This window comes from Streptomyces sp. NPDC006610, from assembly GCF_040611575.1.
Classification (GTDB): domain Bacteria; phylum Actinomycetota; class Actinomycetes; order Streptomycetales; family Streptomycetaceae; genus Streptomyces.
Genome location: NZ_JBEXOP010000004.1, coordinates 60019 through 80924, shown reverse-complemented (window position 1 = coordinate 80924; position 20906 = coordinate 60019). Strand labels below are relative to the sequence as shown.

At 73.0% G+C, this 20906-nt stretch carries 15 protein-coding genes, 1 pseudogene and 1 riboswitch; of the genes and pseudogenes, 8 read left to right on the top strand and 8 right to left on the bottom strand.

Features of this window, described 5'->3' with window-relative positions; all coding sequences use genetic code 11:
• The first annotated feature begins 146 nt into the window (after positions 1-146).
• Positions 147-1727, top strand: a complete 1581-nt coding sequence (gene guaA, locus ABZY13_RS04760; protein ID WP_356627434.1) for a glutamine-hydrolyzing GMP synthase — start codon at positions 147-149, stop codon at positions 1725-1727.
• 157 nt (positions 1728-1884) lie between these two features.
• On the opposite strand, the gene ABZY13_RS04755 is transcribed toward guaA, so the two are convergent.
• Entirely contained in the window at positions 1885-2382 is a 498-nt protein-coding gene (locus ABZY13_RS04755) for a pyridoxamine 5'-phosphate oxidase family protein (protein ID WP_356627433.1), read from the bottom strand.
• Positions 2383-2702: 320 nt separating this feature from the next.
• On the opposite strand from ABZY13_RS04755, the gene ABZY13_RS04750 reads away from it, so the two are divergent.
• Complete coding sequence (locus ABZY13_RS04750; RefSeq protein ID WP_356627432.1) at positions 2703-4034, top strand: hypothetical protein; 1332 nt, start codon at positions 2703-2705, stop codon at positions 4032-4034.
• A 235-nt stretch (positions 4035-4269) separates the two neighbouring features.
• Positions 4270-4791 (top strand): annotated as a pseudogene (locus tag ABZY13_RS04745) (DoxX family protein); the annotation flags it as partial.
• A gap of 613 nt (positions 4792-5404) precedes the next feature.
• Here the strand turns inward: ABZY13_RS04745 and ABZY13_RS04740 are convergent.
• Both ABZY13_RS04740 and ABZY13_RS04735 read right to left on the bottom strand, forming a co-directional pair.
• Positions 5405-5662 (bottom strand): hypothetical protein, encoded by a 258-nt coding sequence (locus tag ABZY13_RS04740; protein WP_356627431.1) that lies wholly within the window; start codon positions 5660-5662, stop codon positions 5405-5407.
• Positions 5649-6998: a PspC domain-containing protein gene (locus tag ABZY13_RS04735; protein WP_356627430.1), complete on the bottom strand. Its 1350-nt coding sequence runs from the start codon at positions 6996-6998 to the stop codon at positions 5649-5651. Before ABZY13_RS04735 ends, ABZY13_RS04740 begins: the two co-directional genes overlap by 14 nt.
• Before the next feature lie 179 nt (positions 6999-7177).
• On the opposite strand from ABZY13_RS04735, the gene ABZY13_RS04730 reads away from it, so the two are divergent.
• Positions 7178-8476: a PspC domain-containing protein gene (locus ABZY13_RS04730; RefSeq protein ID WP_356627429.1), complete on the top strand. Its 1299-nt coding sequence runs from the start codon at positions 7178-7180 to the stop codon at positions 8474-8476.
• A complete protein-coding gene (locus tag ABZY13_RS04725; RefSeq protein ID WP_356627428.1) occupies positions 8473-9192 on the top strand; it encodes a response regulator transcription factor in 720 nt (239 codons plus the stop codon). The genes ABZY13_RS04730 and ABZY13_RS04725 overlap by 4 nt, the downstream gene beginning before the upstream one ends.
• Before the next feature lie 63 nt (positions 9193-9255).
• Here ABZY13_RS04725 and ABZY13_RS04720 read toward each other — a convergent pair whose 3' ends face one another.
• Positions 9256-10311: an NlpC/P60 family protein gene (locus ABZY13_RS04720; RefSeq protein ID WP_356627427.1), complete on the bottom strand. Its 1056-nt coding sequence runs from the start codon at positions 10309-10311 to the stop codon at positions 9256-9258.
• 236 nt (positions 10312-10547) lie between these two features.
• On the opposite strand from ABZY13_RS04720, the gene ABZY13_RS04715 reads away from it, so the two are divergent.
• A complete protein-coding gene (locus ABZY13_RS04715) occupies positions 10548-10901 on the top strand; it encodes a hypothetical protein (protein ID WP_356627426.1) in 354 nt (117 codons plus the stop codon).
• Positions 10902-10935: 34 nt separating this feature from the next.
• Here ABZY13_RS04715 and ABZY13_RS04710 read toward each other — a convergent pair whose 3' ends face one another.
• Positions 10936-12132, bottom strand: coding sequence for an NlpC/P60 family protein (locus tag ABZY13_RS04710; RefSeq protein WP_356627425.1), 1197 nt, complete (start codon positions 12130-12132; stop codon positions 10936-10938).
• A 7-nt stretch (positions 12133-12139) separates the two neighbouring features.
• Positions 12140-12315, bottom strand: a riboswitch (cyclic di-AMP (ydaO/yuaA leader).
• Between the two features lie 369 nt (positions 12316-12684).
• On the opposite strand from ABZY13_RS04710, the gene pcrA reads away from it, so the two are divergent.
• The gene (gene pcrA / locus ABZY13_RS04705; protein WP_356627424.1) at positions 12685-15159 is read left to right on the top strand and encodes a DNA helicase PcrA; all 2475 of its coding nucleotides are present in this window, start codon (positions 12685-12687) and stop codon (positions 15157-15159) included.
• An 81-nt stretch (positions 15160-15240) separates the two neighbouring features.
• Here the strand turns inward: pcrA and ABZY13_RS04700 are convergent, their stop codons facing one another.
• Both ABZY13_RS04700 and ABZY13_RS04695 read right to left on the bottom strand, forming a co-directional pair.
• Complete coding sequence (locus tag ABZY13_RS04700) at positions 15241-16758, bottom strand: M23 family metallopeptidase (protein WP_356627423.1); 1518 nt, start codon at positions 16756-16758, stop codon at positions 15241-15243.
• Between the two features lie 282 nt (positions 16759-17040).
• Positions 17041-18024 carry an alpha/beta fold hydrolase gene (locus tag ABZY13_RS04695; RefSeq protein ID WP_356627422.1) on the bottom strand — a complete coding sequence of 328 codons (984 nt, stop codon included), beginning with the start codon at positions 18022-18024 and terminating at the stop codon, positions 17041-17043.
• Between the two features lie 322 nt (positions 18025-18346).
• On the opposite strand from ABZY13_RS04695, the gene ABZY13_RS04690 reads away from it, so the two are divergent.
• A complete protein-coding gene (locus ABZY13_RS04690) occupies positions 18347-18763 on the top strand; it encodes a cobalamin B12-binding domain-containing protein (protein ID WP_356627421.1) in 417 nt (138 codons plus the stop codon).
• A 371-nt stretch (positions 18764-19134) separates the two neighbouring features.
• Here the strand turns inward: ABZY13_RS04690 and ABZY13_RS04685 are convergent, their stop codons facing one another.
• Complete coding sequence (locus tag ABZY13_RS04685; RefSeq protein WP_356627565.1) at positions 19135-20796, bottom strand: DUF5691 domain-containing protein; 1662 nt, start codon at positions 20794-20796, stop codon at positions 19135-19137.
• Between the last annotated feature and the right edge of the window lie 110 nt (positions 20797-20906).

Genomic DNA, 20906 nt, shown 5'->3' with positions numbered 1-20906 from the left:
GGCCGGTTGCCATAGGTAAAGACGAAGGTCTGGTGCGTGAGCATGGGCCCAGTATGCCAGGCGCGACGGCGCTCGGGACCAGTGCGGTGGCCGTCTCGGTAGAATTGGTCAGCACAGAGACCCCGCCCCACCGCCGGAAGGCCCCCGTGTCATCAGCGACTCCCGCTGCCGCCGCCCCCGACACCGTCCTGGTCGTCGACTTCGGCGCGCAGTACGCCCAGCTCATCGCCCGTCGAGTCCGCGAGGCCCGGGTCTACAGCGAGATCGTGCCGAGCACCATGCCGGTCGAGGAGATGCTCGCCAGGAACCCGGCGGCGATCATCCTCTCCGGCGGCCCCTCCTCCGTGTACGAGGAGGGCGCCCCCCGCCTCGAAAGGACGCTCTTCGAGGCCGGCGTCCCCGTCTTCGGCATGTGCTACGGCTTCCAGCTGATGGCGCAGACCCTCGGCGGCACCGTCGACAACACCGGCGCCCGCGAGTACGGCCGCACCGACCTGCACGTCGCCAAGTCGTCCTCCACCCTCTTCGAGGGCACCCCGGCCGAGCAGGCCGTGTGGATGTCCCACGGCGACGCCTGCTCCGCCGCCCCCGAGGGCTTCGCCGTCACCGCGTCCACGGACGTCGTCCCGGTCGCCGCCTTCGAGAACGACGAGAAGAAGCTCTACGGCGTCCAGTACCACCCCGAGGTCATGCACTCCACGCACGGCCAGCAGGTCCTGGAGCACTTCCTCTACCGCGGCGCCGGCCTGACCCCGTCCTGGACCACCGGCAACGTCATCGAGGAGCAGGTCGCCGCGATCCGCGAGCAGGTCGGCGACAAGCGCGCCATCTGCGGCCTGTCCGGCGGCGTGGACTCCGCCGTCGCCGCCGCCCTGGTCCAGCGGGCCATCGGCTCCCAGCTGACCTGCGTCTACGTCGACCACGGCCTGATGCGCAAGGGCGAGACCGAGCAGGTCGAGAAGGACTTCGTCGCCGCGACCGGCGTGCAGCTGAAGGTCGTGGACGCCGAGGAGCGGTTCCTCAAGGCGCTCGCCGGGGTCTCGGACCCCGAGGAGAAGCGGAAGATCATCGGCCGGGAGTTCATCCGGGTCTTCGAGCAGGCCCAGGCGGAGATCATCGCGGACGAGGGTCCGGCGGTGGAGTTCCTGGTGCAGGGCACCCTCTACCCCGACGTCGTGGAGTCCGGCGGCGGCACCGGCACCGCCAACATCAAGTCGCACCACAACGTCGGCGGCCTGCCCGAGGACCTCGAGTTCAAGCTGATCGAGCCGCTGCGCAAGCTGTTCAAGGACGAGGTCCGGATGGTCGGCCAGGAGCTGGGCCTGCCGGAGGAGATCGTCCAGCGCCAGCCCTTCCCGGGGCCGGGCCTGGGGATCCGGATCGTCGGCGAGGTCACCAAGGAGCGGCTCGACCTGCTCCGCGAGGCAGACGCCATCGCCCGCGAGGAGCTGACGGCGGCCGGCCTCGACCGGGACATCTGGCAGTGCCCGGTGGTCCTGCTCGCGGACGTGCGCTCCGTCGGCGTCCAGGGCGACGGCCGGACCTACGGCCACCCGATCGTGCTGCGCCCGGTGTCCAGCGAGGACGCCATGACCGCCGACTGGTCGCGCCTGCCCTACGACGTCCTCGCGAAGATCTCCACCCGCATCACCAACGAGGTGCGGGACGTCAACCGCGTCGTCCTCGACGTCACCTCGAAGCCGCCGGGGACCATCGAGTGGGAGTGAGCCGGCTCGCCGGCAGGGCCTGCGGGTACGTCGGCAGCTGCGGGTACGTCGGTCGGCAGGACCTGCGGGTACGTCGCCAGGGCCTGCGGTACGTCGGCAGGGTCTGCCGGTGCGTCGGTCGGCAGGGCCTGCCGGCATCTCGGCAGGCCCCTTGGGCTCAGGTCCGTCTGAGAGTGCGCACCGGCTCTCCGGGCTTCCAGACCTGGACGACCAGATATCTGTCGTCCTCGACGTAGGTCCGGGTGACCTCCGTCAGCTCGGTGCGGAAGAGGTGGAACGGCTCCGGCGGCTCCACCTCTTTCACGTACCGGCCCTTCGCCTCCCCGTCCTCCACCTCGAACGCCCGCCCGCTGACCCGCACGTCGCCCCCGCCCATCGACGTGCCCTCCCCGGGGTTCGCCTGGAGCGCGAAGCGCGGGTCGCGGCGCAGGTCGAGCGCCTTCAGCGAGCCCGGCATCATCCCGAGCCACAGCTCACCGCCGAGGAACCGCACCTCCAGCCCACTGGTCCGCGGCGAGCCGTCCCTGCGCAGGGTCGCGAGGACATGGTGCGTGAACGCCCCGAACCGCTCCTCCACGGTCCGCGCGAGTTCCGGCTCGGCCCTGACGAGGGCACCCCAGTTCGCCGACGAGCCACCTGTCGTTTTCGCTGTCATGCGGCGAGTTTCCCGACCAAAGACGACATCTTCTGTCCTCTTTTGACGTCCGAGGGCGGGATTCCCGCAGCTGGGTCCACATGGCGCCCTCGAATTCACTCTCGCCGACCGAAGCCGAGGGAACCTGGGGGACGAACCGGGCGTGGCGTAGGGCACAATTCGCTGTCGTCGCACGGTGGTCCTGACGGTGCTCTGACGATGGTCGCCGGGCCGTCGCGGCGGCGATGACGATCATGTCCGTGCCCGTGTCCGGGTCCGGGCACGGGCACGGGGATGCATCACGGCGATGCACGGGGATGCACGGAAAGGCGGCGTCGGGCGTGGCGGTGCAAGAGGCGCGGCAGGGCGCGGAAGCGGGAGCGCGCACGGGCGCGTACAAGGACGCCTACGGAGGCTCCCCGGGCTCCGGGGGCGCCCACGGGGGCGGCTGCACCTGCGGGGACTGCCCGCACGGGGCGCGCGAGGGCCACCGTCGGGCGGTCGCGGAGTTCCTGCGCCTGCGCGACGCGTTCGCCGCCGGTCAGGGCCTGCCGGCCGCCGTGGCCCACTCCGCCTCCGCCTCCCGCCAGTGGGTCTCCGACGAGCTGACCCAGTCCGCCGCGCTCGTCGCCGAACGCGGCCGGGCCGAGGGCGAGGCCTGGCTGGCCCGCCTCTGGATCCGCACGGCCTGCACGGTCTGGGCCCTGGTCCTGCTGTTGCTGCTGGCCCAGTCCCTGACGGCCGTCGGCGCCGGCTGGACGGCCGCCCGCACGGCCGCGCTGCTCGCCGCGCTGGTCGTGGCCGGGGCGCTCACGGCCGCCTCCTGGTTCCACCGGGCGCGCGGCGGCGTCCTCGCCCCGGTCATCGGCGAGGACAACCGGCTGTCGACCTCCCGCGCCGTCGCCGCGGCCTGGGTGCTGTTCGTCGCCTACGCGGTCCTCCTCCTCGCCGGCCGTCTCGCGGTGGCCTCCGACCCGCGCGAGCGCGACGCCCTCATCGACGGCCTGGAACTTGCCCGCGGCGCCGGCGTGGTGACCGTGCTGGCGGTGGTGTGCGCCATCGCCGTCCTGGTGCGCCGCGTGGTCGGCCTGCGCGTGCTCGGCCAGCGGCTGCAGAAGGTCCGCGCACACCGGCCGAGCGCCGCCGACCTGCTCACCGACGACTCCGGGCGGGGCGCCTTCGCCGACATCCAGTACGTCGTCGTCGCCTCCGTCGCCCTGCTCTTCGCCGCCGTACGGCTGGCCCGCCGCCCCGACCAGCTGCCCGACCTGCCGTGGGGGCTGGCGGTGGTGGTGCTGGTGTCCGCCGGCACCTACCTCGCCGGGAAGTACGCCGAGGGCGGCCGGCCCGTCGTGCTCTCCGTCGTCCGCGCCCGCGAGGCCGGCGACCTGGACGCGCCGATCCGCACCGGCGAGGACATCGAGATCCGCGGCGCCGGCTTCGTCCCGCCGGGCGCCACCGCCGCCGACCGTCTCTCCCGCATGGTGGTGCGCATCGGCACGGTGCATGTGCACGTCCCGCTGGTGCCGGTCGCCGGCGGCTTCAGCAACCCCACCGACAGCCTGCTCACCGTCCCCGTACCCGTGGACGTCGAACCCGGCCGGGTGGAGGTCCGCGTCGTGACGGCGGCGGGTGTGGAGACGAACGCGTACACGATCGACGTGACGGAGTAGGACGGTGACGGAGTCAGCCCCGACGGAGTCAGCCCCGACGGAGTGGCGGGTGACGGAGTATGCCCGTGACGGAGAGGCTGGTGGCGGAGGAGAGCAGGTGTTGGAGCAGAGACCTGATGGAGCGGCGGTGTGACGGAGCGGAAAACCGTCCGCACACGGGTTGAGCGGCTCCCCCCTTTCCTCCGTATCGTCGTATGAGGCCACGGCATGGCGGTGTGAGAGGCGGCTGACAGTGATGACTCACGGTATGCGTACGGACACTCGCACCTCCCGTCCCGGCGGCCACTGGCGGGACACCGCCACCCGCTACGCCCTGCTTCCTCTCCGGATCTTCCTCGGCTTCACCTTCGTCTACGCCGGTCTGGACAAACTCACCGACAGCTCCTTCCTCCAGGACGGCGGCTCCGGCTCCATCGGCGACACGATGCGCAGCGTCCGCGACTCTTCCGCCGTCCCCGCCCTGGTCGACATGGCCCTGGAAAACCCCGTCGCCTTCGGATACGCCATAGCCCTCGGCGAGATCGCCGTCGGCATCGGCACCCTGCTCGGCCTCCTCGCCCGCCTGGCCGCCCTCGGCGGCGCCCTCATCTCCCTCAGCCTCTGGCTGACCGTCAGCTGGGCCTCCGACCCGTACTACTACGGCAACGACCTCGCCTACCTGATGGCCTGGCTCCCCCTGGTCCTGGCCGGCGCCCCGCTCCTGTCCCTGGACGCGGCCCTCCGCACCCGGCGGAACGGGAGGCCGGGCGGCCACCGGCGAGGGACGGAGGGCGTTCGGCCGGGGCCGGACGGCCAAGGGCACGACCGGGACGGCTACGGGCACACGGCGGACGACTACCGGTAGGAGCTGACGCCGCCCACCCGCGCGGACCGCCACCTGTCGCGCGGACCGCCCGCCACCTGCGCGCACCGCCACCCGCACGGACCGCCACCCGTGCGGACCGGACTCCTCGGCCCGCCCGGATGCCACGGGCCGCCCGACGCCACGGGCCGTCCCGACGCCACGGGCCCGTCCGGACGTCGCGGTCCGTCCCGACGCCTCGGTCCGTCCGGATGTCTCCGCAGCGACGGGCACCTGCCCACGGCGATCGGGCGTTGTCGGTGCGGATGAGCGACCGGCGGTGCGGGACAGGGTCTGCCGGTGGGGGCGAGCGTCTGCCGATGCGGGACAGGGTTTGCGGGGTGGGGGGGAGCGTCCGCCGGTGAGGCGAGGGGAGTCGCCGCTGACGGCCGGGGACTGCCGGCCGGCGCCCCGATGGGCGTCGGCCAGAGACGGCTGTCGGCGAGAAGCGGACGTCTGTCCGCTGGGCCGCGCCTGCCCGGTCCGGCGTTCGCAGGGACCGTCGGCTCGTGGGTCGGCGCCCCTTGCCTCAGCGCGGAGTGTCCTGCCAGGTCTCCGTCAACGGTCCTGCGCCGCCGGGGTCCGGCCTCGTCCCGCGGCGCCTGCGTATGCTCCGGGACACCATCGCCGCGGCCCCCGCAAGGAAGAGACCGGCCGTCACCAGTGGGAACACCACGAACCACGGCGTCTCCCAGGCGCCTCCCGCGTCACCCGCGTAGACCGCGCCCGCCAGCCCGAGGAAGAGGCCCGCGACCAGTCGGCCCGGCTGGAACTCATGACGCAGCACGGCTGACCTCCACCTGTCCGACGCCCGCTTCCAGGTCCAGCTCGACCGTGCCCACGGGCTTGGTACCCGGCCCCGGAATCAGCGTCACCTCCCGGTGCTTGCCCGGCGCCACGTCGACGTCCTCCTTCTTGTCACCCGGCAACTGAATGTCCCCCACTCCCACTCCGATGGTCGCCTTCACGGTCACGTCCGGCGGCACGATCACATGCAGGCGGCCCATCCCCACCTCCGCGTACGTCGTCACCGTCTGCCCCTGTGCCGGTTCCAGCCGGCTCAGGTCCAGGGTGCCGACGCCGGTGCCGACGTCGTAGGACTCGCGCAGCTCGGCCACGGTCGCGGGCCGCCAGGTCGTCCGTATCCACTGGGTGCCGATGTCCTTGGGCAGGGCCGCGGACGCGGCGAGCAGGCCGGCCGTCATCACCGCCAGGAAGACCGAGCCCGGGCCCGTCCGCCCGAGGAACGCGCTGACCGCGATGCCCAGGCCGAGGACGGCGAGCGCGCAGGCCAGGCCGGTCTGCAGGCTGGTGCCCAGCGGGTGCTCGTCCCACGTCAGGCGCGTGCCGAGGAAGGCGGCCACCATGGCGAGCGTGCTGATCAAGCCGCCTATGTGACGAGGGCCGCGCGGCTTGGGCGGGCGGGGGCGCTGATCGAGCGGGCCCGGGGTGCTGTCGGGGCGGGGGCGGCGGCCGATGGCGATGGCCGCCGCGACGTCCCGGTCTCGGGCGTCCCGTGGTCCCCAGAGATATCCGGTGCCGCCGACGTGCGTACCGTCCTTGACTATCGGGTCCCGCCACCACGACGGAAAGGCGGTCGGCGCGGGCGGGGCCTTCGCCTCGGGCGGCGCGTCGGCGGCGGCCTGCTGCGCCAGCGGATCGGCGGCGGGCACGCCGCGCCGCTGCGACCAGTACCCGGCGCCGGCGAGGAGCAGGGACAGTATCGCGGCGAAGACCAGCACTCCGCCGTTCTTCAGCATCGTGAGGAAGACCCCGCAGCCGACGAGCGCGAACAGCACCGCCGTGAGCGCCTGACCGTCGACACGACCGGTCAGCAGCTTGCGCAGCTCGTTCTCCTCCTCGTCGTCGGCGGGGACGAACAGCCACGCGAAGCCATAGAAGATGAGACCGATGCCGCCGGTCGCGGCGAGCACCGCGAGCGTGATCCGGAAGATCACCGGATCCATGTCGCACTGCCGCCCGAGCCCGGCGCACACACCGGCGAACATCTTGTGCCGCCGGTCCCGCCGGAACTCGGGCGCATCACCCGCGCCGGACGCGGACGCCGCGCCGGACGCGGGGTCCGCGTCGGATACGGCGGCGGCGTGCTGGTGATCAGTCATGCGTCCATGGTGACGGCCGGGCCGCCGCGACGGGAGTCGGGACGACCCTGGCCGGACCCTGATATCTGCCCTGAGTGGACGCGGGGGGAGCGTTCGAGGCGATGGCCCCGGGAACATCAGGGGAGTCTCGGGGGCGGACCCTGATGCTCCGGACCGCGGGGCGTGTGACCATCTTTGGCATGCCGGAAGCCGCAACCGCAGCAGCGCCACTCACCGAACCGCGGCCGCCGCGCAAGCTCTACCGCAGCAGCGACGGACGCTGGCTCGGTGGTGTGGCGCGGGGCCTGGCCGGGCACCTGGGGCTGCCCGTCATCTGGGTGCGCCTGGTCTTCGTCGGCCTGTTCATGGCGGACGGTCTGGGCGCGCTGCTGTATGCCGCGTTCTGGTTCTTCGTGCCGCTCGGCGTCGGCGGCGTCGAGACGCAGAGACCACCGTCCCTGATCACCACCGAGCCCGCAGGGGACGGCCGGCGCAGACTCGTCACCCGGAAACCGGACCGGGGCCAGATCGTCGCCCTTCTCCTCATGGTCGTCGTGGCGATCGTCTTCGTCGGCAGCGTCGACCTGAGCAACGGCGCCAAGGCCTACCTGGTGCCCGCGGTGCTCGTCGGCGCCGGCGTCGCCCTCGTGTGGCGTCAGGCGGACAACGCCCGCCGCGCCCGCTGGGTCGAGGCAGGCCGCCGTCGGCGCACGCTCACCCTGGTGCGGGCCGTGGCGGGCGTCCTGCTGGTCACGGCCGGCGTCTCCGGCGTCTTCGTGCTCCAGGGTTCCGCCGCCCACCTCGGTTCCGTCCTCCAGGCCGCCCTCGCGGTCCTCGTCGGCATAACGCTCCTCGCCGGCCCCTACCTCGTCCGCATGACCCAGGACCTCTCCGAGGAACGCCTGATGCGCATCCGCGCCCAGGAGCGCGCCGAGGTCGCCGCCCACGTCCACGACTCCGTGCTGCACACCCTCACCCTCATCCAGCGCAACGCCGAGAACGCGGGCGAGGTCCGCCGCCTCGCCCGCGCCCAGGAGCGCGACCTGCGGACCTGGCTCTACAAACCCGAGGGCACCGGCAAGGACGAGGCCGACGAGCCCACGACCCTCGCCGACGCGGTGCGGCGCAACGCCGCCGAGGTGGAGGACAAGCACGGCGTCCCGATCGAGGTCGTCGTGGTCGGGGACTGCCCGCTCGACGAGAAGATCGGCGCACAGATGCAGGCCGCGCGCGAGGCGATGGTGAACGCCGCCAAGTACGGTGGCGAGGGCGGCGCCGTGCAGGTCTACGCCGAGGTGGAGGGGAAGCGAGTGTTCGTGTCCGTCCGGGACCGCGGTCCCGGCTTCGACCTGGACTCCATACCCGCGGACCGCATGGGCGTCAGGGAATCGATCATCGGCCGCATGGAGCGCAACGGCGGCACGGCCCGGCTGCGGGCGGTGCCGGACGGCGGCACGGAGGTCGAGCTGGAGATGGAGAGGGCGGAGAAGACGTCATGAGCGACGCGACCGAGGCGAGCGGCAACGGCACGGCGGCACCGGGGGAGACGGCCGGACGGCATGTGCGCGTGGTCCTCGTCGACGACCACCGCATGTTCCGCACGGGGGTGCAGGCCGAGATCGGCCAGACCGCGCAGACCGGCGTCGAGGTCGTCGGCGAGGCCGCGGACGTCGACCAGGCGGTCACGGTCATCACCGCCACCCGCCCCGAGGTGGTCCTCCTCGACGTCCACCTCCCCGGCGGCGGCGGAGTCGAGGTGCTGCGCCGCTGCGCGCCGCTCATGGCCGACGCCCGGCAGCCCGTCCGTTTCCTCGCCCTGTCCGTCTCGGACGCCGCGGAGGACGTGATCGGCGTGATCCGCGGAGGGGCCCGCGGATACGTGACCAAGACGATCACCGGGACCGACCTGGTCGACTCGATCTTCCGCGTCCAGGAGGGCGACGCCGTCTTCTCCCCCCGCCTCGCCGGCTTCGTCCTCGACGCCTTCGCCTCGACGGACGCGCCCCCGGTGGACGAGGACCTCGACCGCCTCACCCAGCGCGAGCGCGAGGTGCTGCGCCTGATCGCCCGCGGCTACGCCTACAAGGAGATCGCCAAGCAGCTGTTCATCTCCGTGAAGACGGTCGAGTCCCATGTCTCGGCGGTCCTGCGCAAGCTCCAGCTGTCCAACCGCCACGAGCTGACCCGGTGGGCCACGGCGCGGCGCCTGGTGTGAGCGACCGGCTCCGCGACGGACCGGCCGGCCCGCCCCGTGCCGACCGGAGCCCTGCACCGGCCCTCACACCACCCGGGTGGCTCCCGCGAACGGCATCGAGTCGAGCGGGGCCACCCGGACCGTGGAAGACGGGTTCGGGGCGTGGATCATCCGGCCGTTGCCGATGTAGAGGCCCACATGGGTGATGCCGGAGTAGAAGAACACGAGGTCGCCGGGGGCCAGTTCCGCACGGGAGACACGGCGGCCCGTGCCGATCTGGGCGTAGGTCGTGCGGGGCAGGGAGACGCCGGCGGCGGCGTACGCCGCCTGGACCAGGCCCGAGCAGTCGAAGGCGTTGGGGCCCGTCGCGCCCCAGACATAAGGGCTGCCCAGCTTCTGCAGGGCGTAGGCGATGGCGGCCCCGGCGCGGGAGCCGGGGGCGACGGACACGGCGGGCGGAGGCGCCGGCGCGGTGCCCGGCGCGGTGCTCGACGCCCGGGAGCCTTGCGGCGCCGCCAAGCGGGCCCGTTCCTCCTCGGTCAGCCTGGACAGCAGACGCTTCGCCGCCGCCAGCTTCCCGGTGATCGTCTCCTTGTGGCGGCGCAGCTCCGACTGACGGGACGTCAAGGAGTCCAGCTCGACGCGGGCGGCCCCGCGCAGCTGCTCGAGTTCGCGGATCTGCCGACGGACGCGGCTCACCGCACCCGCCCGGCGGTCGCCCGCGCGTTCGGCGAGGGCGGCGCCGGTGAGGTAACCGGCGGGATCCTCGGACAGGGCCAGCCGGACCACCGGATCGAGCCCGCCGACGCGGTACTGGGCGGCGGCGTACGAACCGAGCGCCTCCCGCTCCGTGGCCAGCCGCGCCTCCCTGCGGGCCGCCTCGTCCCGCATCGACCGCAGCCGCGCCTGCGCCGCCCGGACCTCCTCGCGCGCGCCGTTGTACTTCTCCGTGGCGGCCTCCGCCTCCCGGTACAGCCGGTGCACCTCCGCCCTGACCTGTCCCGGCGACGGCTCCGGCTGCGCGTGCCCGGTCCCGCTCAACCCCGTCGCGCCCGCCGCGCCCGCGAGGGCGATGGTGGCCGCGGTACGGGTCCTGGTCCCGGCGGCCGGTCGTTGCCGGGGCTTGCGGTGCGCTGCCACGTGAACTGCACGTCCCTTCCTACGGATGATCACCTGCGGGAGGACGCTAGGGCGGAGCAGGTCACGGCGGGGTCACGTTGTACGGAAGTGGCAGGAGGGGGGCCGTCGCTGTCGGTATGCGATCGGGATCCGGTTACGGAACCGTCTGTTTCGGCACGCAGCGCGACCGGGAGAGGCCCGTGCGGTCGCCGGGCCGGTGCGGGCCACGCGCCCGCGGCTCACTAGGCTCCGGCCCCATGGACGTACTCATCAACGTTTTCGTCGGCCTGCACATCATCGGCATCGCCTCCCTCCTCGGCGGCTTCCTCACCCAGATGAAGGCGGTGGGCGAGGGCACCGCGCGATTCGTCCCCGCGATGCTGCACGGCGCCCTGACCATGCTGGTCACCGGCGTCATCCTGGTCGGCCTCAACCAGGCCGACGACAACACCGTCAACAACGTCAAGATCGGCGTGAAGCTCGCCGTGCTGATCGTCATCCTCGGCCTCGTCTACGTGAAGCGCGACGAGGAGAAGGTCGACAAGGGCCTGTTCGGACTGGTGGGCCTGCTCACCGTGGCGAACATCTTCATCGCCGTCCTCTGGACCTGAAAGCCGGCCCCGGAGAGGCAGGAGAGCACCGGCGTCAGGCGGGCCGCACCACGCTGTGGATCGACGACTCGCCGTCGTAGTACACCGACTCCTCCCGGACGTAGGCGCCGGGCTTCGGGGCGTGGATCATCATGCCGTCGCCGATGTAGAGGCCGACGTGCGTGACGTCGTCGTAGAAGAAGACCAGGTCGCCCGGCCGCGCGCTGGACAGCGGCACCGTCGTCCCCGCGTTGACCTGGTCGTACGTGGTGCGCGGCAGGGTGACCCCGGCGGCCTTCCACGCGGCCTGGGTCAGGCCCGAGCAGTCGTAGGAGCCGGGGCCGGTGGCGCCCCAGACGTACGGCTTGCCGATCTGGGCGCGGGCGAAGGCGAGCGCCTTGTCCGCCTTGGCGGCGTACGTCGAGTCGGCCGGCGGCGGCGCGGGCGCCTCGCCCGACCCGGTGTCCGTGGAGCCGTCGGCCGACTCCTGCTCGGACGCGGCCGCCGCCTCCGCCTCCTGGCGGCGCTGCTCCTCGGCCCGAGCCTCCGCGGCGGCCTGCTGCCGGGCCAGCTCCGCCGCCTTGCGCTCGGCCTCCTCCTGCTTGCGCTTCTCGATCGCCGCCAGCCGCGCCTTCTCCTCGGCGGTCAGCTCGGAGAGCAGCTCCCGCGCGTCGGACAGCTTCTTCTGGACGGTCGCCTTGGCCGTCCTCAGCTCGGTCTGCGACTCGGTGAGCGTCCGGAGGCTCTCGGTGGCCTCCTGGCGCTTGCGCATCGTCCGGGACTGCTCGGTGAAGTAGTCGTCGACGGCGTCCTTCTGCCGGCTGGTCAGCCGGTTCATCAGCTGGGTCCGGTCGAAGTAGTCCTGCGGCGAGTCCGCGAGCAGGAAGGTCGCGGTGGACGGCGCGGCGGCACCGGTGCGGTACTGGGCGGCGGCGTACGCGCCCAGCTCCTCGCGCGCCTCGTTGAGCTGCTGCGTGCGCCGGGCGACGTCGTCCAGCAGCGTGTCGACCTGCTTGCGCTGCTTGGCCGTCCGCTCCTTGGCCGCGTTGTACTTCTCGGTCGCCGACTCGGCCTGGCGGTACAGCGCGTCGACCTTCTTCTCGACCTCTTCGAGGCTCGGCCGGTCGTCGGCCGGGGTTGCCTGGGCGGTCTGGGAGAGCAGCGCCACGGAGGTGAGGGCGGCCGTGGCCAGGGCGGGGGTACGTATGCCGGCCAGCGGGCCGACCGGGCGCGACTTGCGGTGCGACGCCAAGGGAGGCGACTCCTTCCATGGGCCGCCTACCGGGTTAGCTGTCGGGTTCGGGCGGTGTCGCTCGGAAGGTTTGCCCTACGGCCCGCCTCCCGTGCGGGAGTCGTGCCGATTCACCCCAGAGTTCGGTTGGGTCCCCGGCTCCGGTCGGCCACGCGGGCACACCGGACTCGGCGGAGGCCACGCGGCCCGGCGACGTTCGCCGGAGGGGGTCGTGCGGCCTGCCCGGCACCGTAGCCAACTCGTGTGCCGCCTGTGAAGGTTCGTGGGTGATATGCCCGATACATTTTCGTGACCTTGCGGCGGGGGGTCGCGGTTCGTGTCGGGGGGTGTTCGATGCGTGCTCGGGGAAGGGCTCGGGGCAGTGTCCGGGTGGGTGGTGCGCCGGGCGTGTGCGCAGCTCGAGGCGAGCGCACGGGGTGAGGCGGCGGGCGCCGCGAGAGGGTGCGCGGTTGTGATTCCGGACACCCGCGGCGGGGCGGGGGCCCGCCGGGGCCGGGGATGTTCCCGGGACGGCCACGGGTTGTCAGTGCCGCCCCCTAGACTCGGAGAGCGATGAGCAGCCTCTTTGACGACAGCTTCCTGGCGGACCTCCAGGCCCCTCGGGCCCACGGGGAACACCCGCCGCCGCCCGAGGACGATCACGTTCCGGAGCCGATTCCGGACGATCTGTTCGGCGGGAAGTTCGACGTGCCGCCGGACCGGGAGGCGTACTACCGCGACGGCGCCCCGCGCCCCGCCCTGGACGCCGCCGCGCTCCTGGAAGGGCTGAACGACAACCAGCGCGCCGCCGTCGTCCACTCCGGCACGCCCCTGCTCATCGTGGCCGGCGCGGGCTCCGGCAAAACCCGCGTGCTCACCCACCGCATCGCCCACCTGCTCGCCGAGCGGGGCGTCCACCCCGGCCAGATCCTCGCCATCACCTTCACCAACAAGGCCGCCGGCGAGATGAAGGAGCGCGTAGAGCAGCTCGTCGGCCCGCGTGCGAACGCCATGTGGGTGATGACGTTCCACAGCGCCTGCGTGCGCATCCTGCGCCGCGAGTCCAAGCGGCTCGGCTTCACCTCGTCGTTCTCGATCTACGACGCCGCCGACTCCAAGCGCCTGATGGCCCTGGTCTGCCGTGATCTCGATCTCGACCCCAAGAAGTTCCCGCCCAAGTCCTTCAGCGCCAAGATCAGCAACCTCAAGAACGAGCTGATCGACGAGGAGGACTTCGCCGCCCAGGCCACCGACGGGTTCGAGAAGACCCTCGCCCAGGCCTACGCCCTCTACCAGTCGCGGCTGCGCGAGGCGAACGCCCTCGACTTCGACGACCTGATCATGACGACGGTCAACCTGCTGCGCGCCTTCCCGGACGTCGCCGAGCACTACCGCCGCCGCTTCCGGCACGTCCTCGTCGACGAGTACCAGGACACCAACCACGCCCAGTACGCCCTCGTCCGGGAGCTGGTCGGCACCTCCGAGCACCCGGTGGACGTCCCGCCCGGCGCGGACGACGTGCCCCCCGCCGAACTGTGCGTCGTCGGCGACGCCGACCAGTCGATCTACGCCTTCCGCGGCGCGACGATCCGCAACATCCTCCAGTTCGAGGAGGACTACCCGAACGCGACGACGATCCTGCTGGAGCAGAACTACCGCTCCACCCAGACGATCCTCTCCGCCGCCAACGCGGTCATCGAGCGCAACGAGTCCCGCCGCCCCAAGAACCTGTGGACCAATGCGGGCGCGGGCGCGCGCATCACCGGCTACGTCGCCGACACCGAGCACGACGAGGCCCAGTTCGTCGCCGACGAGATAGACCGCCTCACCGACGCCGGCGAGGCCAGGGCGGGCGACGTCGCCGTCTTCTACCGGACCAACGCCCAGTCCCGTGTCTTCGAAGAGGTGTTCATCCGCGTCGGCCTGCCCTACAAGGTCGTCGGCGGCGTCCGCTTCTACGAGCGCAAGGAGGTCCGGGACGTCCTGGCCTACCTGCGCGTCCTCGCCAACCCCGAGGACTCGGTGCCGCTGCGCCGTATCCTCAACGTCCCCAAGCGCGGCATCGGCGAGCGCGCCGAGGCGATGATCGACGCCCTCTCCCAGCGCGAGAAGATCAGCTTCCCGCAGGCGCTGAAGCGCGTCGACGAGGCGTACGGCATGGCGGCGCGCTCCACCAACGCCGTCAAGCGGTTCAACACGCTGATGGAGGACCTCCGCACGATCGTGGAGTCCGGCGCGGGACCGGCCACCGTTCTGGAAGCCGTACTCGAACGCACCGGCTACCTCGCCGAGTTGCAGGCCTCCACCGACCCGCAGGACGAGACCCGCATCGAGAACCTCCAGGAACTGGCCGCCGTCGCCCTGGAGTTCGAGCAGGAGCGCGGCGAGGGCGAGTCGGTCGCGCTGTCCGACTTCCTGGAGCAGGTCGCCCTGGTCGCCGACTCCGACCAGATCCCCGACGAGGAGGACGGCGACGGCGTCATCACACTGATGACCCTGCACACCGCCAAGGGCCTGGAGTTCCCGGTCGTCTTCCTCACCGGCATGGAGGACGGCGTCTTCCCGCACATGCGCGCCCTCGGCCAGACCAAGGAACTGGAGGAGGAGCGGCGGCTGGCGTACGTCGGCATCACGCGCGCACGGGAACGGCTCTATCTGACCCGGTCGACGATGCGCAGCGCCTGGGGGCAGCCGCAGTACAACCCGCCCTCCCGCTTCCTGGAGGAGATCCCCGCCGCCTACGTGGACTGGAAGCGTACGGGCGCCGTCGCGGCCCCGGCCGGTCCTGTCTCCGGGGTGGCGGCCTCGCTGTCGTCGTCCCGCTCGCGCTCGTCCGCCGCCGGGGCGTCCGGCTTCGCCACGCGCCGGGCCGCCGAGCAGCCGGCCGTCGGACTGGCGGTGGGCGACCGGGTCACGCACGACCAGTTCGGCCTCGGCACGGTGGTCGGCGTCAAGGGCACGGGCGCGAACGCCGAGGCGACCATCGACTTCGGCGACGCCAAGCCGAAGCGGCTGCTGCTGAGATACGCGCCGGTCGAGAAGCTGTGACCGCCCGGCCGCCGGTCCGAACCGGCGGCCGGGCGGACGCCGGCAGCGGGAACTACGAGAAGGGCGGGCCGGGGGGCGTTGTTACGACGGCTCCAGGCCGTGGCTGCGCAGCCAGGCCAGCGGGTCGACCGCCGAGCCGCCGCCGGGGCGCACCTCGAAGTGCAGGTGCGGGCCGGTGGAGTTGCCGGAGTTGCCGGAGTACGCGATCGGGTCGCCGGCCTTGACGGTGGTGCCGGGGGCGACCCGGTAGCTGGAGAGGTGGCAGTACCACGTCTCCGTGCCGTCCATCGCCGTCACGATCATCATGTTGCCGTACGCGCTGTTGTACTCGGTGCGCACGGTGCCGTCGGTCGCGGCCATCACCGTCGAGCCGTAGGCGACCGGGAAGTCGATGCCGGTGTGCACGGACATCCAGTTGATGCCGGCCTGGCCGAAATAGGCGCTGAGTCCGTGCTGCGCGACCGGCAGGGCGTACTTGGGGCGCAGCCGCTCCTTGCGGGCGGCCTCCGCCGCCGCCTTCCGCTGCTCGGCCTCCTGCTGCGCCTTGAGGTCGATGCGCTCCTGCGTCCGGCTGGCCCGGTCGGCGAAGTCGTCCGCCTCGGCGCTGAGGCTCTCCAGCTGGGTGTCGAGCCGGCTGTTGGCGGTGGACGGTTTCACCGGCGGCGCGTCGGCGGCGGTCGTCGACGTGTCCTTGGAATCGTCGCCGAACGAGCCGACGGACGCGGCGGCGATGCCGGCCACGCTCATCACGCACGCCGACGGCACGGCCACGGTCAGCAGCGCGGAGCGCTTGGGCGGCGTACGGCGGCGGGAACGGCTTGCGGCACGGGAGCCGGCGCGCGTGGCCGGGGCGGGCGTGACCTCCTCCTGGTCGTCCAGGAGCAGCAGGTCCTGAGCGGGATCCGCCCGGTCGGCCTCGTCCGCGGCGGGCAGCTCGCCGGTGGCGTGCAGCTCGCCCTCGGTGTGGTGGGTCTCCGCGTGGTGCGTTTCCGCGTGGTGGCTGAAGTCCTCGCCGGGCACGGCGGTCGCGGGGTTCGCGGCGCTGCCGTCGGAGTTCCACTGGGTGGCGTCGTAGGCGCCGGTGTCGAAGGCCTGCGTGCCCCACTCCCACTGCTGGGTCGGGTCGGCGGCGGTCTGCTCGGGCTGGGCCCAGGCGCTCGCGTCCCACTGGCCGCTGACGTCCGGTGCGCCGGCCTGCTGCGGGATGACGGAGAGCTGCTGGTACTCGCCGGTCCAGGCGGTGGAGTCGTACGCGCCGGTGTCGTAGGCGGTGTGCTGCGCCGCGTACGGGTCGTAGCCGGGGGACTGGTGCGTGCCGGTGGTCCACTGGGTGGCGTCGTGGGCGCCGGTGTCGTGGGCGCTGCCCTCGAGGGAGCCGAAGAGCGGGTCCGCCTCGAAGCTCGTGGCGGCCGGGTGCGTGGCGGCGTGGCCGCCGGTGGCAAAACCGTTGGCGTCGTAACCGCCGTATGTGGTGAAGTCACCGGTGGTGAAAGCGCCGTACGGGGCCTCCTGCGTGCCGTACGACGCGTGATGCGCCGCGGCGGCTTCGGAAGCCGGGGCCGGGGTGGTCATGGTCCCCGACGGGTGACGGTCGTTCACCAACTTCTCTTTCGCCTCGACAACAGGGGCTGGCAGAGCAGTGCGGCGACTGTACCCGGCGGTACGCGGGCGCGACAATCTTCGGCAGGTTTCCCTCGCGAAGGAAACGGGCATTCGGCCGTGTTTCGGGGGAGTGCAGGCACGCCCTTTGGTTTGTGTTCGACGAATGTTCGAAGTTGCTGGGCGGCGGCGACGTGCGTCGGCGCCCACTACGCACACCGCCAACCACCTCACCACTCACGCACAGGGGCTCACGGCGATCCTCCTGCCGTTGCCGCTTCGTCAGGCGACGGTGAGGCTGCCGGAGGCGCCCGCCTGCCCCGGGGTGGCGGGCGTGTCGTGCGCGGAGTCCAGGGTCCGGCGGATCTCGGCTGCCACGGCCGGGTGGACCGGGAGGGCGAAATGGCCGACCCCGGTGACGCGCACGTTCCTCGCCGGCAGGTCGGGGTGGTCGATGCGGGCGCTGTCCAGCGGGTCCATCAGATGGTCGAGGTCGCTCCAGAAGCTCACGAAGCGTGTACGGCAGCCCGGCGCGGGCAGCGTCAGTTCCTCGAGGAGGGAGGAGCCGGGGCGCATCTGGCGCACGATGGGGTGCGCGTCGGCGAGCGGCACGACCCGGGTTCCGGAGTGCGGGGTGCCGAGGGTGACGACGGTGCGCACGCGCGTGTCGCCGGCCAGGCGCTGCACGTAGTAGCGGGCGATCAGGCCGCCGAGGCTGTGGCCGACGATGTCGACACGGTCGCTGCCCGTGCGCTCGCAGATCTCCTCGACGTGTCGGCCGAGCAGCCTGGCGGCCGTGCGGATGTCGCAGGTCAGCGGCGAGTAGTTCAGCGACTCGACGTGCTGGTGGCCGTCCTGGGCGAGGGAGCGGCGCAGCAGGAGGAAGACGGAGCGGTTGTCGATGAAGCCGTGCAGGAGCACGACGGGCGGCCGGGTGCGCGTGGGCAAGGCGGCGGCGTGCGCCGCGCCCCGGTCCGGGGCGTTTTCGGCATCGGCCTCGGCGGACCCCTGGGCGGGCACCCTCGGGCGGAGGGGCGGGGTCCGGCGCTCCTGGGCGATGCCGTAGGGGTAGAGGACGAGGTGACCGGCGAGGATCGCGACGTCGAGGGCGGTCGCCTTGAGGAGGGCCATGGAGAGGCCGGTCAGGCTGCCGGGGATGCCGAGGGCGGGGAGCAGACACCGGCGCAGCGGCTCGGGGAGCAGTCCTCCGGTGAACCGTACGACCTGGCTGACCTGGGCGAGCTGCGTGAGCTGCGTGGCCTTCATGGGCCGACCTCCCGTCGGCACGCGGAAGACGGCTCTGTCTCCGTGTGCGCCCGTGGGGAGGGCCACGGAGGGTGTCGACGGAGCGACGGGCGCGACTGAGGCTTGGTTCCGTTCCGGTGAGGTCTGCGTGCCCTTCGTCCCTGTACCGGCGTCCCGGCCGGTGTCGTGGCTGCTCCCGGCGCGCGGCTCCCGGTGTCCGAGGGGAACCGGCGCAGTGAATATGTCCCACCATGTGATTTCCCCCTCTGAGCGCACCGTAAAACCGCCGGTTGCGGGATGCTGGCGATAACGTTCGTTCACTAATCGCTTCATGGAGGCAGTGATGGGTGTGGCAGCGGGTCCGATCCGCGTGGTCGTCGCCAAGCCGGGGCTCGACGGTCACGATCGTGGGGCCAAGGTGATCGCGCGTGCACTGCGGGACGCCGGCATGGAGGTCATCTACACGGGCCTCCACCAGACGCCCGAGCAGATCGTCGACACCGCGATCCAGGAGGACGCCGACGCGATCGGCCTGTCCATCCTCTCCGGCGCCCACAACACGCTTTTCGCGGCGGTCATCGACCTGCTCAAGCAGCGCGACGCCGAGGACATCCTGGTCTTCGGCGGCGGCATCATCCCCGACGGGGACATCCCCGGGCTGAAGGAGAAGGGCGTCGCCGAGATCTTCACCCCCGGCGCCACGACCGCGTCCATCGTGGACTGGGTCCGGACGAACGTACGGCAGCCCGCCGGCGCGTAGGACCGCCTGCGTGGCGGGCCGCGCCGCTGCGGTGCGGAGCCTGCGCGCGGCCTGCGCCCGGTGGCCGGGCATTGCCCGTGCGGGGCCGGGGGTGCGCCGGTGCGACGACGCCCGGGGCTGTGCGACGGCCCGGAGCCTGGGCAACGACACTCGGGGCCGGGCGCCGGGCTCGGACCGTGGTGGAGCCCGGACTGTGGCGGAGCCCTGACTGCGGTGGGGCAGATGGGTGGCGTCCGGCGCGGGTCGTGCACCACCGGTCGTGGCTCCGGCCGTACGCCTCCGGAGAGGGCGCGCTGCCGCCCGGTCGCCGGACGCGCGCACCACGCCCGCTCCTCGTCGCCGCCCGGCCGGCCGGACGGATGCGCCCCTTGTCAGCCGGTCGTCGCGGGCGCCCCTGCCGGCTCCGCCCCCAGTTCCTCGGCCATCGCCGCGCGCAGGCGCAGGGTGGTCACCAGGCGCTGGAAGGCCTCGGCCCAGTATCCGCCCGCCCCCGGTGAGCCGTCCTCCGGCTCCTCCGGCACGGCCATCAGCCCGGCGAGTCGGTCGGCCTCGGCCGGGTCGAGGCAGCGTTCGGCCAGGCCCATGACCCCGCTGAAGCTCCACGGGTAACTACCCGCGTCCCGCGCGATGTTGAGCGCGTCGACCACGGCCCGGCCCAGGGTCGGCGCCCAGGGCGTCGCGCACCCGCCGAGCAGCTGGAACGCCTCGGACAGACCGTGCGTCGCGATGAACCCGGCCACCCACTCGGCCCGTTCGCCGGCCCCCAGCGTGCCGAGCAGCTTGGCCCGCTCGGCCAGTGACACCGCGCCCGGACCGGCCGCCTCGGGTACGGAGGGCGCGCCCAGCAGCGCCCGCGCCCAGCGGGAGTCCCCCTGCCGGACCGCCGCCCGGCACCAGGCGGCGTGCAGCTCGCCCTGCCAGTCGTCCGCGACCGGCAGTTCGAGTATCTGCTCGGGCGTGCGCCCGCCCAGCCGGTCCGGCCACGTCCCCAGCGGCGCCGCCTCCACCAGCTGTCCGAACCACCAGGACCGCTCACCCCGGCCGGCGGGGGCCTTGGCCACGACCCCATCGCGCTCCATGCCCGCGTCGCACTCGTGCGGCGCCTCCACGGCGATCGTCGGCCTGTCCCGCGTGTGGTCGAGGGCGACGCAGGCCGCGGCCCGGACGGCCATCCGCGCGGCCAGCGCCGAGCCGGGAAGCGCCGACAGCAGCTCCGCCGCCGTCGCCCGTACGTTGCGGCTGCGGTCGGCCAGGGACTGCTCCAGGAACGGTTCGTCCTCGGCGGACAGGCGCGTGCGCAGCGAGTCCAGGAACATCAGCCGGTCCTCGGCGCGCTCCGTCGCCCAGGTGGACTGCAGCAACTCGCGCGCCGCTGCCGGATCGTGGGCGCGTATCGCCGCGAGCAGGGCGACCCGCTCGGCGAACAGGCCCTCCTCCCACAGTCGGCGCACCTGATCCGCGTCGTCCAGGCGCGGCAGCGACGCGCCCCCGCCCGGCGTCGCACGCAGCGCGAACCGCCAGTCGGGGTTGAGCCGTGCGAGCCACAGGGCGCGCGGACCGGCGAACGCCAGTGCCGCCGGCCGCAGGTCCGTGCGGCCCCGTGCCGCGTCCAGGAGGGCGGGCAGCGCCTCCGGTGGCGGTGCGAAACCGCGGGAGTTGGCCGCCGCGAGCCACTGGGGCAGCAGCTCCATGAGGTCGGGCGCCGTGCCTCTGCGGCCACCGCCGCCCTGGCCCGGACGGTCCGCCAGGAGCATCGTGAGCCTGCGGGCCGCGGCGGCGGGCAGGGGCGGCCGCGCATCGTGCGGGGCCGGCTCGGGACGCCGGGCCGGGCGCGCGGGACGCAGCCCGGCGCGGCGGCGCACGGTCTCCTCGGCCGCGGCGTCCAGCAGCGCCACCGGCGCGTCCCGGCCGGGGGCGCCGGCCCGGGGCGGGCGCCGGTCGGTGCCCAGCAGCGCGGTGGTGACGAGGTCCTCCCACGCGGACGGCCCGGACGTGTCGGCGGAGCCGGAAGCGGCGGCGGTGGTGTCGGAGATGCCGGTGCCGGCGGTGGTGGCGCCGGCGGTCGTGGCGGTGGAGACGGGTGACGAGGTCGGCGCGGTCGTGTTCACGGCGTTCCCTTCGGGCCGTTCGGGGACGGGCGGGA